Raw genomic sequence first — 14,428 nt, 5'->3', positions numbered from 1 at the left:
GACAGTAATGATGGAATTGGCTGTGTTGCGGTGTGGCTCTAAGTGTTGCTGACGCCCCCTTTGGGTTTGTCTTTACATTGATCTGTCCACGGCAACACAGCTGCAGTAAACGCGGCGGCCAGGTGGACATGACCTCATAGGAGCCTGTTCCGAAGAGTCCCATTACTGTCTTGTCTGCCCACCCGGCCGGCGTGCCCCTTCTCATCGCGTGCAACGGAATACAGGGCAGTTTTCATCATGGCAAAGGAACAGCTTAAAGTCATCGCCGGGATCGATACCCACGCCGATACCCACCACGTCGCCGTCATCACCGACACCGGCCTACATCTGGCCGACAAGGAATTCCCCGCCGCGGGATCCGGCTACCAGGGGATCATCGACTTCATGACCGGCTTCGGCCCGGTCCTGGCCGCGGGCGTGGAAGGGACCGGCAGCTACGGCGCCGAACTCTCACGCGTGCTCACCCGCCAGGGCATGCACGTCGTGGAGGTGATGCGTCCCAACCGGCAGGCGCGCCGGCTGCAGGGAAAATCCGACCCGCTCGATGCCTACCAGGCCGCCGAATCGGTGCTGGCCGGCCACGCCAGCGCCACACCGAAATCCCGGGACGGTGCGGTGGAATCCTTGCGGGTGCTGCGCGCCGAGCGTGCCACCGCGATGCGTGCCCGCATCGCGGTAATGGCCCAGGTCAAGGCGATCCTGGTAACTGCACCGGAGGCCCTCCGCGCCAGGTACCGGTCCATGACGAGCCCGGCCTTGATGGCCGCACTGGAGAAAACACGGCCCGCCGGAGCACCGTCCGAGCCGCTGGCCAGCATCGCGACCGTGCTGAAACGCCTCGCCGTCCGCTACCGGCACCTGACCCTCGAGCTGGCACTGGTCGATGCCGAACTAGACGCCATCCTCACCCTCCACGCACCGATGCTTCGCGACATTCACGGCGTAGGAACCGACGTCGCCAGCCARCTCCTGGTCACCGTAGGAGACAACCCGGAACGCGTCAGCACCGAAGCGAAGTTCGCCGCCCTGGTCGGCGTTGCCCCGATCCCCGCCTCATCGGGAAAGACCGTCCGGCACCGGCTCAGCCGGGCAGGTGACCGGCAGGCAAACAAGGCGATACACCGCGTGGTGCTCGTGCGGATGAGGTACGACAGCAGGACCCGCAGCTACGTGGCCAGACGACGCCAGGAAGGCAAGAGCACCAAGGAAATCATGCGCTGCCTCAAACGCTACGTCGCCCGGGAAATCTACGACCAACTCCTCCACCCGCACCCCGCCCCGGACGCCGGAACCCTCCGGACGGTACGGACAGCCAAGCGGCTGACACTTCAGCAAGCCGCCGATGCCCTGCACGTCTGGCCGACCGCGCTRTCCCGCCTCGAACGCGGACTCACCCACGACAACGACTTCCATAAACGCTACGAAACCTGGCTCAACGATCAATCCCCTGACACCACACAGACTCCGCATCGTGGGTTGNGAACGCGGACTCACCCACGACAACGACTTCCATAAACGCTACGAAACCTGGCTCAACGATCAATCCCCTGACACCACACAGACTCCGCATCGTGGGTTGGCCCAAACGCTGACCTAGTGCCGCGCGCCAAGGGGGCGGGCTCCGCCTGCCCCTGCCCTGCCCGCCCGACCGGGGCCGCCGAGGCTCCAGGGTCAAGGGCGACCGCAGGCCGTCGCGCAGCGATCGCAAGCGACCCTTGAGGCCGGAGGAGCCGGCCCCGGTACCCTGCGCGGCGCGGAGCCACAACGACCGTTGACAACAATAGGAGCATCAGCGCAGCGATCGCAAGCGACCCTTGAGGCCGGAGGAGCCGGCCCCGGTACCCTGCGCGGCGCGGAGCCACAACGACCGTTGACAACAATAGGAGCATCAATGTCCACACTTTGGGCTTCGGACTCGGTCGTACTGGCCTCGGACTCGGCCGGATTGGCTATGTTTTCGGGAGTTCCCAGTGTTTGCAAGGGCTGGAATGCAGTTCGAGTCCCACCTCGGGCACGGCATGACCCCTCGTCAGAGGGGTCCTTTGCTTTAACGTGTGGACATTGACCCTGCACGGGTCCCTCTGACGCTGTTCCCCGGCTTGGCCTGGCGCCGCGGTGGCCTATGAAGTTGTGTGCGTGGCGGGATCAGGGTCCTGGCTAGTGGGCCTTCGGCCTGCTGGGATGTGGGGTCGTTCGGGCCTCCTTTCTGGCTACTTGTGATGAGCGTGATTGGTCTTGTTCCTATTCATGCCCTGGGGTTGTGGTGAGGACATGACCAGGGGAGGTTTCTGGGAGATTTTCCGTTTCGTTTTGCTTCTTTCTGTGGCACGAGGGAGCGGTAGTGTGGCCGGTTGTCCGGTCAAAGGGGTGTGTACATTCTCCACATCGGTGTACACGTGAGGGCGTAGAACACCGGTTACCCTCCCTGCCCTATTTCTGCTGACACCAGTTCATGCAGCCACGTTCTCTGTGGGACATCACTAGGGGTTGGGTTCTTGCGTCTTTTTCTTGCGGGCCATAACCGGGTCGCGACCATCGGAATGCTCTGGCGGGACGCCCGCCACTGACTGCCGGGCTGGGCCAGAAGCGTCGGCGGCAGGGCGGTGTGCGGGACCGGCGCCTTCTTTAGTCGATCAGTCATACCTGTCCATGGCCGGGAGGACGGCTTTCGACATGACTTCCTGGGTGTGCTCTTGTACCTTGGTCGTCCTCGACGCCTCCTTCGCATCCTCAGCGCCCGGCATCTACGGCGATGGGCGGGTCGGGATGGGTCGGACGCGAAGGCGCCGGTCGACGTCGTTCTGGATTCCCGGCGTCGTCGAGTGCCAACGGGGCTGGGTGGGGAAGTGCCAGCGTGGCACCCTCGACCGGTCTGTACTTGGCTGCCGGGAAAAACGAGTTCGGCGTTGAAGCAGGTCGATTGAACTGCCTGCAGGGGATTTCCGACCCGAATGCTGTTTGGGGCCGGTGATCGGCGAATAATGAAGGTCGCACGATTCAGCCTGCAGAATTGGCATGCCGAATTCTGCTAGCCGTTGGCCGAGTTCGTGGATGGATGACGGGAAGAGGTCCCGTTGTTCCGCCGCCCAAGGTGCGTCCGCGAAGATGGCGGATATTAATGCTTTCGCGTCGGCGTCGCTACCAGGATTGCATGGCACAGAGTGGCTGTAGGCAGCGGGTAGGAGAAACCCCGGTCCGACCGCCGTCCTCTCGCGTAGCGATTATGTGTCCACCTCGTCGGTGCGGTAGCCGGGGCGTGCGAGGGCAGGGCGGGAAGGCCTGAGGGAGAGTCGGCGAAAGGCACGGCTGTATCGAATTTCTGAGATCGGGCTGGGGTGGGGTCGGGAGCCATGACCGGTCATCGTGTCGCGGCTATTCTTGGTGGATGGATGCCGTATCCCTCTCAGCCATCACGTTGAGCGGCCACTTCGCCCGGGAATTTCCGGAGATGGCCATTGCGTGGCGGGCGGTAGAGGTTCTTGAGCCTGAACTGCTGGTGCTTAACGAGTCGTTGGCCGCCGATTTGGGCCTGGACACTGACTTCCTAGGTAGTTCTGACGGGGTGGGTCTGCTGACCGGGTATCGGCTCCCCGCTGATGCCACGCCGGTCGCGCAGGCTTACGCCGGTCACCAGTTCGGCTGGTACGCCCCGCGGCTGGGTGACGGGCGTGCCCTGTTGCTGGGCGAGATCACGCACACCGACGGCAGGCTACGGGACGTGCACCTCAAGGGTTCGGGGCGCACACCGTTCGGCCGCGGGGGAGACGGCCTGGCCATTGTCGGACCGATGCTGCGCGAATATCTCGTCAGTGAAGCCATGCACGCGTTAGGCATTCCCACCACACGGTCCCTTGCCGTGGTGGGAACGGGGCGTCTGGTGCAGCGTGAGACCCTGCTGCCGGGAGCGGTACTCACCCGCGTCGCTGTGAGTCATGTGCGCGTGGGCAGCTTCCAGTACGCCGCGGCCACGGGGGACACCGGCCTCGTTCGCCGCCTTGCCGAATACGCGATCACCCGGCACTATCCGGCCGCGGCGGAAGCCGAAAACCCCTATCTCGCCCTGTTCCACGCCGTGGTTGCTGCGCAGGCGTCGCTGGTGGCCCGCTGGATGCTGGTGGGGTTCGTCCACGGGGTGATGAACACCGACAACATGACGATCTCGGGCGAGACCATCGATTACGGCCCGTGTGCCTTCATGGACGCGTTCGATCCGGCTGCCGTCTACAGCTCGGTCGACGAAAGCGGACGCTACGCCTATAGGAACCAGCCAGTTGTGGCGGAATGGAATCTCGCCCGTCTCGCGGAGTCGCTACTGCCCCTGCTGCACGAGGATCAGGAGAAGGCGGTCCAGCTTGCGGTGGAATCACTGGATGATTTCCGCCGGCAGTACAGTGCTGTCTGGGCGGCGGGCATGAACGCGAAGCTTGGATTCCGTCAAGGGCTCGAGGAGGACGTGACCTGGCCCCTCGTCGAGGAGCTTTTGGCCCTCCTGGAGGAGGGACGCGTCGATTACACCTCGATCTTCCGCAGCCTTGGCAAAGCGGCCCGCGGCCACTCTGAGCCTGCGCGGCAACTTGTTCCGGATGTGGGTGCGTTCGATGCCTGGGCCGAGCGCTGGCGTGCCTTGGGCCCAGACGCCGACGCGATGGACCGGGTCAATCCCGTGTACATTCCCCGCAACCACCTGGCCGAGGAGGCCCTGGCCGCCGCCACGGGCGGCGACCTGCACCCGCTGTCCCGGCTTCTGGACGCGGTCACTCGCCCGTTTGACGAGAGCCCCGGCTTCGAGCGATACGCGGTTGGCGCCCCGGAAGATTTCGGACCCTACCGGACCTTCTGCGGAACCTGAGCCCTTGGCTCCGCTCAGTCTGTGAGGGCCTTCTTATGCCGCGCCCTGATCGCCCTTGGCCGGGACTTTCGTGTCCGGCACCGCCGGGCCCATCAGATTTGAGGCCACCCGAGGATGCTTGCCTTCCGGGCACGGGCAGCGGAATTTGACCGTCAGGAGCCCGGGTGGTGTCACTAGGCACTTCACCGCTTCCTGCCCCTGGTATGGGCATACACAGTGCAGCCCCTAAACGCCACATTGTCTCTGGGTCTCACAAGCCGAGGGTTGCGAGACGCTTCAACGCGGCAGATCCGCCGGCTGTGTAATTGCAGAGCCATCTGACTCGTTTTTCACCACGCTATTTGGCATCACTCAGGCCGTGTTCATTGCGGCCCGTGGTTGTCATGCGAAGTGGGAGCCCCGATTTAGTCCCCGGCTTTGAGGCTTCGTGCTGTGATTGTGGTCCCGGGCAATGACGCCGTCGGCGGGTGAGCCGGTCTGTCGCCCTGGAGCATGACGATTTTCCGCTGGTCGGGTTGATTGTAGTCGAACCAGCCCGGCCGGACGATCGTGTAGGGGTTGCCGCTGGCTCGGACGAGCCGCTCGCTGCGCAGTTTCCATTGGGCGTAGGCGACGCCGGGCCGGGTGGTGCCGATAGCAGTCATGAGCGCAGTGCGTGTCCGGCGGCCGCCCAAGGCTTTGAGCGTGTTGGCGACGCCGGTGTAGTCGTTGTCCCGCACGTCCCGTTCGCTGGTGGTGGTTCCGTGGGTGAACACGATCGCGTCGACTCCGTCGACGGCCGGGCTGAGGGTTTCGGGACGGGTCAGATCCCCGATCACTAGGTCCACACCTTCGGGAAGAAGGCGGGCGGCGCGGGTCTGGTCGCGCACGAGCGCCCGGACCGCGTAGCCCTGTTGCAGCGCCTCGGCAACGGCGTAGCGGCCAATGCTGCCGGTGGCACCGACGATCAGGACGGTGGAGGGACGGTTGCTCACTTTTTCTCCCTGACCGCGGCCCTTGTCGTTTCAGGCTGAGTGGCGGCCCAGCTGGCGAGGACTTTCAGCGCGTCCTCGGAGGGTGTGGCGGGATCTGCCGTGTACACGTTGATGCGCAGTCCCGGGTCGGCGGGGAGTTCCAGCGCTTCGAAGCTCAAGTCCAAGTCGCCAACAATCGGGTGGTGGAGCCGTTTGCGGCCGGCGCGGTGGTACTTCACGTCGTGCCGGGCCCACCGGGTGCGGAACTCCTCGCTGCGCGTGGAGAGTTCACCGATCAGGTCCGTGAGGTCCTTGTCGTACGGGTTTTTCCCGGCCGTGGAGCGCAGGACTGCGACGACGTCGTCCGCTGCACGTTCCCAATCGGCGAAGAATTCCCGCGCTTTCGGATTCAGGAAGGTGAACCTTGCGCTGTTCGGCGGGGTGGTCTGTTCGGCCATCATGTCCAGATAAAGGGCGCGGCCGAGTTCGTTGGCGGCGAGGACATCCCCGCGGTCGTTGCGGACCCAGGCCGGCGCCGTCGTGATCGCATCGATGACGCGTTGCACGCTCGGCCGCACCGTCTGCGGGCTGCGCTTGCGCCGCACCCGGGGGGAGGCTGTGGCGGCGCGGGCAAGGTCAAAAAGGTGGGCCGTTTCGGCGTCGTCGAGCTTCAGGGCACGCCCGAGGGCTTCAAGGACGCTGTCCGAGGCGCCGGAGAGGTTTCCCCGCTCAAGGCGTATGTAGTAATCGATGCTCATCCCGGCGAGCATGGCGACTTCCTCGCGGCGCAGCCCGGTAACGCGCCGGTTGCCGCCATAGACCGGCAGGCCGGCCTCTTCAGGCGTGATCCTTGCCCGGCGGGAGTTCAGGAATTTCCGCACGTCGTCGCTGTGTGTCATGGCATCCACGCTACGCGCGGTCGATGGGACGAGGGAGGCACTGGCGTTACCCGGAACGACAGTGACTCCCGGCCCGTAAGGAATCACGGTTGCCTTGAACGCATGAAACCTGCACCCACAACCGCTCCCCGCCCGGCAGCGATTTTGGCGATCATCCTCGTCAGCTACTTCATGATCCTGCCGGACAACTCGGTCATCTTCACTGCCCTGCCGGGCCTGCAGGAAGACCTGCAGCTGAGCACCGGTGAGCTCTCCTGGGTTCAGGATGCGTACACGCTGGTCTTCGGAGGCCTGCTGCTCCTCGGCGCCCTGGCAGGAGACCTGCTCGGACGCCGGCGGGTTTTCGTGTTCGGGCTGGTGGTGTTCTCGACCGCGTCGCTGCTGATCGGACTGGCGCCGGCGGGCTGGTGGGCGATCGCCGGCCGCGCCGTTCAGGGTATTGGGGCTGCGATCGTCGCGCCCGCCTCGCTGTCCCTGCTCACGGCGAGCTTCCCGGAGGGCAGTGAGCGCACCCGGGCCGTCGCTTTGTACGGTGCTACCGCAGGGATCGGCGCCAGCCTGGGGCTGGTCATCGGCCGGGCGCTGGCCCACTGGATCTCCTGGCGGGCCGGGTTCTTCGTCAACGTACCCATTGGCGCCGCGATGATCGCACTCGCACCGCGGTTCCTCCCGGAAACCGGCCGGGCCCTCGGCCGCTTTGACGTATTCGGCGCGCTTAGCGCCACACTGGGTGTCGGCGCTGTCGTGTTCGGCATCATCAACACCGCCGACGAAGGATGGGCCTCCCCGGTTACGGTCACAGCCGTCAGTGCCGGCGTCGTGCTCCTGGTCGTGTTCGTGCTGATCGAGCGCAGGGCGGCCCAGCCGATCATGCCGCTGCGGCTGTTCGCGAGCCGCCGACGGACGGGCGCCTACCTTGCCCGCTTCCTGTACCTGGGCGCGATGATCGGATTCTTCTTCTTCACCACCCAGCTCATGCAGGAAGTACTGGGCTTCGACCCCCTGCAGGCCGGCATCGGCTTCCTCCCCATGACGGCGGTCAACTTCGCCGTCGCGTTGAGCATCCCGCGGCTCGCAGGCCGGATGCCGGGTTCCATTCCGCTCGTGGCAGGCATTCTCGTCACCCTTGCCGGGATGTTCTGGCTCAGCCGAGCCGGAGTCGACTCCGCCTACCTGACCGGGGTGGCACTGCCGATGCTCCTGATTGGCGCCGGCCAGGGCCTCGCTTTTGCGCCATTGACCTCGTTCGGCATCATCGGCGCCCCCGCCTCCGACGCCGGCGCCGCATCGGGTCTGGTGAACACCTTCCACCAGGTGGGCACCTGCCTGGGGCTCGGCATCGCGGTCGCTGCCGCAGCGACCGTCCCGACCACGGGTTCCGCCGTAGCGCACCTGGCCGCCGAGGTCAGCGTCGCCCTCACGACAGGCAGCGTCCTGCTGCTCCTTGCCTTGCCGTCACCGCGGCCCTCATTCTTCCCGCAGACTTGGCTGCCCGCCGCACCAGGGCACCCCGGATGGTCGTGCCCGTACCGGAGGCCGAGCGCGTCCACTGAGCTCCTGGAGAGCCCGGTCCCCAGGTTCAACAGGCACCAGGACCCACTTCTTCTCCGTCCTGAAGGACAAGCCTTCATTCCCTTTTCGACCCACGCGTTCCACAACACAAAAGGAAAAATCCCATGAAAACACGCATACTCGGCGAAGGCCTTGAGACATCGGCCATCGGCCTCGGCTGTATGGGCCTGAGCTTCGGCCTCGGCCCTGCCACCGACCGGACCGAAGCACTTGCCGTCATACGGTCCGCCGTCGAACGCGGCGTCACCCTGTTCGACACGGCCGAGGGATACGGCCCCTACGTCAACGAGGAACTCGTCGGCGAAGCGCTGCAGCCGTTCCGCGACGATGTCCTCGTGGCCACCAAGTTCGGGTTCGACATCGACGGCAAGGGCGAAACAGTCGGACTCAACAGCCGCCCCGGGCACATCCGGGAAGTCGTCGACGCCTCACTGCGCCGGCTGCGGACCGATCACATCGATGTGCTGTACCAGCACCGCGTGGATCCCAACGTCCCGATGGAGGACGTCGCGGGCGCCGTCAAGGAACTCATTGCCGAGGGCAAAGTGCGTCACCTTGGACTGTCGGAGGCGAGCGAAACAAGCATCCGACGCGCCCACGCCGTCCAACCCGTCGCCGTCATTCAGGACCATTACTCATTGTGGATGCGGGAGCCGGAAACCAAGAAGTTCGGGGTCTGTGAGGAGCTCGGGATCGGGCTGGTCGCGTGGGGTCCGCTCGGGCAGGGATTCCTCACCGGCGGCATCACACGGGACATGCGGTTCGACAACCCGGATGACCTCCGCACGGACTTCCCGCGCTTCACTCCGGAGGCGCTTGAGGCGAACTTCGCCCTCGTCGACTTCCTCAAGCGTTTCGGCGCGGACAAGAACGCTTCCCCGGCCCAGATCGCACTGGCCTGGCTGCTGGCCCAGAAACCGTGGGTCGTGCCGATCCCCGGCGGCACCCGCATCGCGCATCTCGATGACAACCTCCCGGCGGCCGACCTTGAACTCACAGCGGACGACCTCCGGCGAATCGACGAAGCCCTGGCCGCCCTCGACCTCGTCGGGGAGCCGCTCTCGGCAGGCCTCGACGCCGCGATCGACCGCGACAGCGACAGCTAACCCAGCTGCCCGGCAGACCGTGCTGCAACCACGGGGCGGCACCCCTCGCGGGGCGCCGCCCCGTGGCCGGGAAGAGGGGGGTAGTAACGTGCCCTCCCACATCTCCGCACATCTGAATACCGTGAAAGGCATGGTTATGGAACTTACTCTCAACAACGGCGTCACGATGCCCGCCCTCGGCCTGGGCGTCTTCCAAAGCACCCCCGAGCAGACGACGGCGGCGGTCGAGGCCGCGCTTGCTGCCGGCTACCGGCACATCGATACCGCGGCCGCGTACGGCAACGAGCGGGAGGTCGGCGAAGGCATCCGCAAGTCCGGCCTCGACCGGTCCGAAGTGTTTATCGAAACCAAGGTCTGGGTGAGCGACTACGGCTATGACCAAACACTTCGCGCCTGGGACAAGGCTGCCGGCAAGCTCGGCGTCGACTACCTGGACCTGCTCATCCTGCATCAGCCGGCCCCCGACCGGTTCGAGAAAACCATCGCCGCGTACAAGGCCCTCGAGACGTTCCTGGCCGACGGGCGCGTGCGGGCGGTCGGCGTCAGCAACTTCATGCCCCACCACCTGAAGCAGCTGCTGGCAGAGACCGACGTCATCCCGGCGGTCAACCAGATCGAGCTGCACCCCTACTTCACCCAGCCGGACGTGCAGGCAGCAGACGCCGAGCACGGGATCCTCACCCAGGCCTGGTCACCGATCGGCGGCATCACCTTCTACCCCGGGTGGGGCGAGGACCGCCGAAACGTCATGGAAGACCCGACGATTGCCGACATCGCGCAGAGGCGTGGCAAGACCCCGGCTCAGGTCATGCTCCGCTGGCACTTGCAGCAGGGCCGTTCAGCCATCCCGAAATCAACCAACCCGGCACGCATCGCCGAGAACTTCGACGTCTTCGACTTCGAACTCAGCGCCGACGAACTCGCCGCCATCGACGCTCTCGACACCGGTGTGCGCAACGGACCGGACCCCGACGAGGCCCGCGCGGAGCGCTTCGCCATGGTCATCCCCGAAGCCTAAGACAGAGAGAAGGAACCAGCATGGAATACCGTCTTCTTGGCCGCACCGGTGCGCGGGTCAGTCCCTTATGCCTGGGTGCGATGATGTTCGGCCCCTGGGGCAACGGTGACCGCGCCGACGCGACCCGGATTATTCACCGTGCCCTCGGCGCCGGGATAAACTTCATCGACACCGCGGACGTCTACTCCGGCGGGGCATCAGAGGAGATCGTCGGGCAGGCGCTGGAAGGCAGGCGTGACGACGTCTTCCTCGCCACCAAGTTCTTCATGCCCATGGACCAGGACGATCCCAACCAGCGCGGCGGCTCCCGGCGCTGGATCATCCGCGAGGTCGAAAACTCCCTGCGCCGCCTGAACACCGATTACATCGACCTCTACCAGGTCCACCGTCCCAGCCCCGACACCGATGTGGAGGAGACCCTCGGCGCGCTCACCGACCTGGTCCGCCAGGGCAAGGTCCGCTACATCGGCTCCTCGTCGTACTCCGGATCCCAGATCGTGGAAGCCCCACTGGGCTTCCACGATCCCAGATCGTGGAAGCCCAGTGGGCGTCGCGGGAACGCAACCTGGAGCGGTTCGTGACCGAGCAGCCGCCCTACTCGATTCTGGTGCGCGGTATCGAAGAGGTCCTCCCGACGGTGCAGCGCCACGGGATGGGCACCCTCACCTACAGCCCGCTCGGCGGCGGGTGGCTGTCCGGGCGGTGGCGGAAAGATGCGGCGTCCGCACCCACCTCGAGTGCCCGCCCGAGCGCCCGGTTCGATATGACGAGCCCGGCGAACCAGCGCAAGCTCGACATCGTCGAAGAACTCGCCCAGCTGGCCGAACAGGCCGGACTCAGCCTCATCGAGCTGGCGATCGCGTTCGTGATCAACCACCCCGGAGTCACGTCCGCCATCGTCGGACCACGCACCATGCAACAGCTCGAGTCCTACCTGCCCGCCGCCGACGTCGCTTTGTCCAGTGACGTGCTGGACCGCATCGACCAACTCGTCGCACCCGGAGTGACCGTCAACCCGGACGACAACAGCTACGGCGCGCACGAACTCACAGCGCAGGCACGCCGGCGGACACGACCATGACCGCAGAGGCGATTGAAGCCCTCCATGAGGCCATGTTCGAGGCGATGGTGGCCGGAGATGTGGCAGAGCTGGACGGCATCCTTTCGGAGGACTTCACCCTTACGCACATGACCGGATACGTGCAGTCAAGGTCAGAATGGCTTGAGGCTATTGAATCCGGCGAGATGCAGTACCACCGGATGGAAACGGTGGAGGCCACCGTCGGCGCAGACGCCACCGTGCCAGAGCTGACCGCCAGCACGCGTACCGACGCTACTATCTGGGGCTCGAGGGCCACGTGGCGCCTGACGTTGCGCTCCTGGTTCGAACGCCGCGGAGACGGCTGGGTCATTTCACGCACGGTCGCATCAACCTGGTAACAGGACACCGACAGCCCGTCCGTGAGGTGCGGGCAGTACAACAAACAGATTGAAAGGACGTGCCATGGAAGGCCTGGAAACCGTCGTGTTGCTGGGTGTGACCGTGCTGGCAGGCGCCATCCTGGCTCCCCGGCTCCGGGTCGCCGCACCGTTGCTGCTGCTGGTCTTCGGCCTCCTTCTTGGCTTGGTTCCGCAGCTGCGGCAGATCGAGCTTCCGCCGGAGACCGTGCTGCTGATCTTCCTGCCCGTGATGCTGTTCTGGGAAAGCCTGACCACCTCGCTCCGCTCCATCCGGCGGGACCTGCGCGGCATCGTCTTGCTCAGCACCCTGCTGGTCGTTGCCTCCGCTCTCGCCGTGGCGGGCGTGGCACACCTCCTTGGTCTGCCGTGGAACGCTGCTCTCATTCTCGGTGCGGCTCTCGCTCCTCCGGACGCGACAGCCGTCGCGGCCCTGGGCCGGATGCTGCCGCGCCGAAACTTCATGCTGCTCAAGGCCGAGAGCCTGACCAATGACGGCACAGCTCTGGTGCTGTACGCGATCGCTGTGGGCGCGACGCTTGGGGGCAGCTACACGCCAGTCAACATCGCCGGCTTGTTCGCCCTCTCCTATGTTGGAGGGGCTGTCGCTGGCATCCTGGTGGCGGCCGCGGCGTACCTGCTCCTGGTCCGGGTACGCGACCCGCTCATTATCAACATCGCCTTGCTGATCACCCCGTTCGCCGCTTTCCTGCTCGCCGAAGCCGTTCACGCTTCCGGAGTGCTGGCCGTTGTTGCCGCCGGGTTGATAATTTCCTTCACCTCCAGCCGGATCAGTACGGCAGTATCGCGCCGCCAGACCGAGTCGGCATGGCCCCTGGGATCCTACCTCCTCAACGGTGCCCTGTTCGTCCTCATCGGCCTTCAGGTGCAGGCCGCGGTGCACGAGATCAACGCCCGCGACGTGGGCCGGCTTCTGTTGTCCACAGTTGCCGTGTGGCTGGCGCTCATCATCGTCCGGTTCGTGTTCCAAACCCTTAGCATTGCCGTTATCCGGGTCCTGGACCGCCGCCCCTCCCAACGCCAGCGCAGGATGACCTACCGGGCCCGGATTGTCAGCTCCATTGCAGGCTTCCGCGGAGCAGTGTCCCTCGCCATAGCCCTGTCCGTGCCATCAGCACTAAATGACGGCACGCCGCTCCCGGGACGCGACGACATCATCTTCATCAGCGCCGGCGTGATCGTGCTGACCATGCTCGTCCAAGGCCCTCTGCTGCCCGCGTTAGTCCGCTGGGCCAAGCTTCCCGAGGAGCCAGAGGAGGAAGAACTCCGTCTGGCCGAACTGGCCGTCGCTTCAGCCGCCGTCTCCGCCGTCGATCAACTCGCTCGCGAACTCGGGACCAGTGAAGAAGTCCGCGGCCGCGTCGCGGACGAGTATCGATCCCACCTGTCGGTCACACGGGCGCTGGAAGCCGGTTCCGATCCGGCGACGACTACACAATCGCGCCGGGAGGAAACGACGCTCCGCCAGGCCGTGCTCGAGAGGAAGCGGGAAGTACTCCTGGAACTCCGCCTCGCTGGCACGGTCGACGACACCGTCGCCCGGCGACTGCAAACCAGGCTCGATGTCGAAGAACAACGCCTCACCGGCGTCGAAATCATCGACTGACAGTCTTCGGAACAACCGACACTTCAGATTCCACATCGAAAGAAGGATCATCATGACTGACCAACCCAAGCAGCTCGGAGGCAGCCGAAAGATGTTCGGCGACTTCGCTCCGAAGCTTGCCGACGACGTGCTCTTCGAGGACGTCTGGAACCGGCCCGAACTGAGCGCACGTGATCGCAGCCTCATCACGGTAGCCGTGCTCACCGCCAGGGGGAATACCGAGCAGTTGGGTTCCCACCTCGGCCGCGCCCTAGAAAACGGTGTGACCCAGGAGGAGATCATTGAAGCGATCACCCATGTCACACTCTACGCTGGCTGGCCCAAGGGCATGTCTGCGATGGGCGTCGCCAAGCAACTTTTCACAGACAACAAGTAGGGAGAATTATGAATATTGAACCCACTGCGCCCACCACCAAGAAGCCGGCGGCCCAGTTCGCCGGCGACGTGTGGGTGGATCCGATCGCTCTTCCCCACGAGAGCGACCAGACGATGGTCGTAGCGTTCACTCACCGTCCGTGGCGGTAGTTTTCCTCGACACTGGGTTCCTTTGGAGTGAGGCATACAGGGCGTACCTAATCCAATGTCTAGGACAACCCGCCAAGGCGCGGAAGAGTCTCGCGACGCGCAAGCATCATGCGCATAGTCTTCCCAAATGACGACATAGGCGGATCTTCAGGCCGTTCCAATCAAGCAGTTCTGGCAGCAACTACGGCGCTCTCCCCCCAGAAGGTAGAAGGTAGGGCGAGCTGCCAAAGGCGACCGTCAGCGTACCTGGGACTTCATGCAGCACCCGATCCGTATGGACGCGTGATCGCCTCGAGGAAATGCCCGTCAGGATCCGCGAAGTAGATGCCACGTCCGCCGTCGTTGTGGTTGATCTGCTGCGGGCGGGACCGTCCCGGGTCCGCCCAGTAGGGGATGCCCTGGGCCTGGATCCTTGCGAAGA

At 65.0% G+C, this 14,428-nt stretch carries 10 protein-coding genes and 2 pseudogenes; 10 read left to right on the top strand and 2 right to left on the bottom strand.

Annotated features, from left to right (window positions below; translation table 11 throughout):
• Positions 1–237: 237 nt before the first annotated feature.
• Together ASG92_RS22925 and ASG92_RS22920 are read left to right on the top strand one after the other, a co-directional pair.
• Positions 238–1,479 (top strand): annotated as a pseudogene (locus ASG92_RS22925) (IS110 family transposase); the annotation flags it as partial.
• Positions 1,480–3,385: 1,906 nt separating this feature from the next.
• Complete coding sequence (locus tag ASG92_RS22920) at positions 3,386–4,849, top strand: protein adenylyltransferase SelO (protein WP_056633932.1); 1,464 nt, start codon at positions 3,386–3,388, stop codon at positions 4,847–4,849.
• 404 nt (positions 4,850–5,253) lie between these two features.
• Here ASG92_RS22920 and ASG92_RS22915 read toward each other — a convergent pair whose 3' ends face one another.
• Together ASG92_RS22915 and ASG92_RS22910 are read right to left on the bottom strand one after the other, a co-directional pair.
• Positions 5,254–5,823, bottom strand: a complete 570-nt coding sequence (locus ASG92_RS22915; protein ID WP_056633929.1) for an SDR family oxidoreductase — start codon at positions 5,821–5,823, stop codon at positions 5,254–5,256.
• Complete coding sequence (locus ASG92_RS22910) at positions 5,820–6,701, bottom strand: helix-turn-helix transcriptional regulator (protein ID WP_056633926.1); 882 nt, start codon at positions 6,699–6,701, stop codon at positions 5,820–5,822. Before ASG92_RS22910 ends, ASG92_RS22915 begins: the two co-directional genes overlap by 4 nt.
• A gap of 102 nt (positions 6,702–6,803) precedes the next feature.
• On the opposite strand from ASG92_RS22910, the gene ASG92_RS22905 reads away from it, so the two are divergent.
• The 8 genes and pseudogenes from ASG92_RS22905 to ASG92_RS27735 all read left to right on the top strand — a co-directional run bounded on the left by ASG92_RS22905 (position 6,804) and on the right by ASG92_RS27735 (position 14,007).
• The gene (locus ASG92_RS22905) at positions 6,804–8,381 is read left to right on the top strand and encodes an MFS transporter (protein WP_157372424.1); all 1,578 of its coding nucleotides are present in this window, start codon (positions 6,804–6,806) and stop codon (positions 8,379–8,381) included.
• The gene (locus ASG92_RS22900; protein ID WP_056633923.1) at positions 8,378–9,379 is read left to right on the top strand and encodes an aldo/keto reductase; all 1,002 of its coding nucleotides are present in this window, start codon (positions 8,378–8,380) and stop codon (positions 9,377–9,379) included. Before ASG92_RS22905 ends, ASG92_RS22900 begins: the two co-directional genes overlap by 4 nt.
• A gap of 136 nt (positions 9,380–9,515) precedes the next feature.
• The gene (locus tag ASG92_RS22895) at positions 9,516–10,397 is read left to right on the top strand and encodes an aldo/keto reductase (protein WP_056633919.1); all 882 of its coding nucleotides are present in this window, start codon (positions 9,516–9,518) and stop codon (positions 10,395–10,397) included.
• Positions 10,398–10,417: 20 nt separating this feature from the next.
• Positions 10,418–11,478 (top strand): annotated as a pseudogene (locus ASG92_RS22890) (aldo/keto reductase).
• A complete protein-coding gene (locus tag ASG92_RS22885; RefSeq protein WP_056633916.1) occupies positions 11,475–11,837 on the top strand; it encodes a nuclear transport factor 2 family protein in 363 nt (120 codons plus the stop codon). Before ASG92_RS22890 ends, ASG92_RS22885 begins: the two are co-directional and overlap by 4 nt.
• 64 nt (positions 11,838–11,901) lie before the next feature.
• The gene (locus ASG92_RS22880) at positions 11,902–13,482 is read left to right on the top strand and encodes a Na+/H+ antiporter (RefSeq protein ID WP_056633913.1); all 1,581 of its coding nucleotides are present in this window, start codon (positions 11,902–11,904) and stop codon (positions 13,480–13,482) included.
• A gap of 52 nt (positions 13,483–13,534) precedes the next feature.
• A complete protein-coding gene (locus ASG92_RS22875; RefSeq protein WP_056633910.1) occupies positions 13,535–13,858 on the top strand; it encodes a carboxymuconolactone decarboxylase family protein in 324 nt (107 codons plus the stop codon).
• 8 nt (positions 13,859–13,866) lie between these two features.
• Positions 13,867–14,007, top strand: coding sequence for a hypothetical protein (locus ASG92_RS27735; RefSeq protein ID WP_240987267.1), 141 nt, complete (start codon positions 13,867–13,869; stop codon positions 14,005–14,007).
• The last annotated feature ends 421 nt before the right edge of the window (positions 14,008–14,428 follow it).

Source organism: Arthrobacter sp. Soil736 (genome assembly GCF_001428005.1).
In the GTDB taxonomy this organism is placed as follows: Bacteria; Actinomycetota; Actinomycetes; order Actinomycetales; family Micrococcaceae; genus Arthrobacter.
Note: the sequence above shows the minus strand (reverse complement) of the source record. Positions and strands in the feature narration are given on the sequence as shown.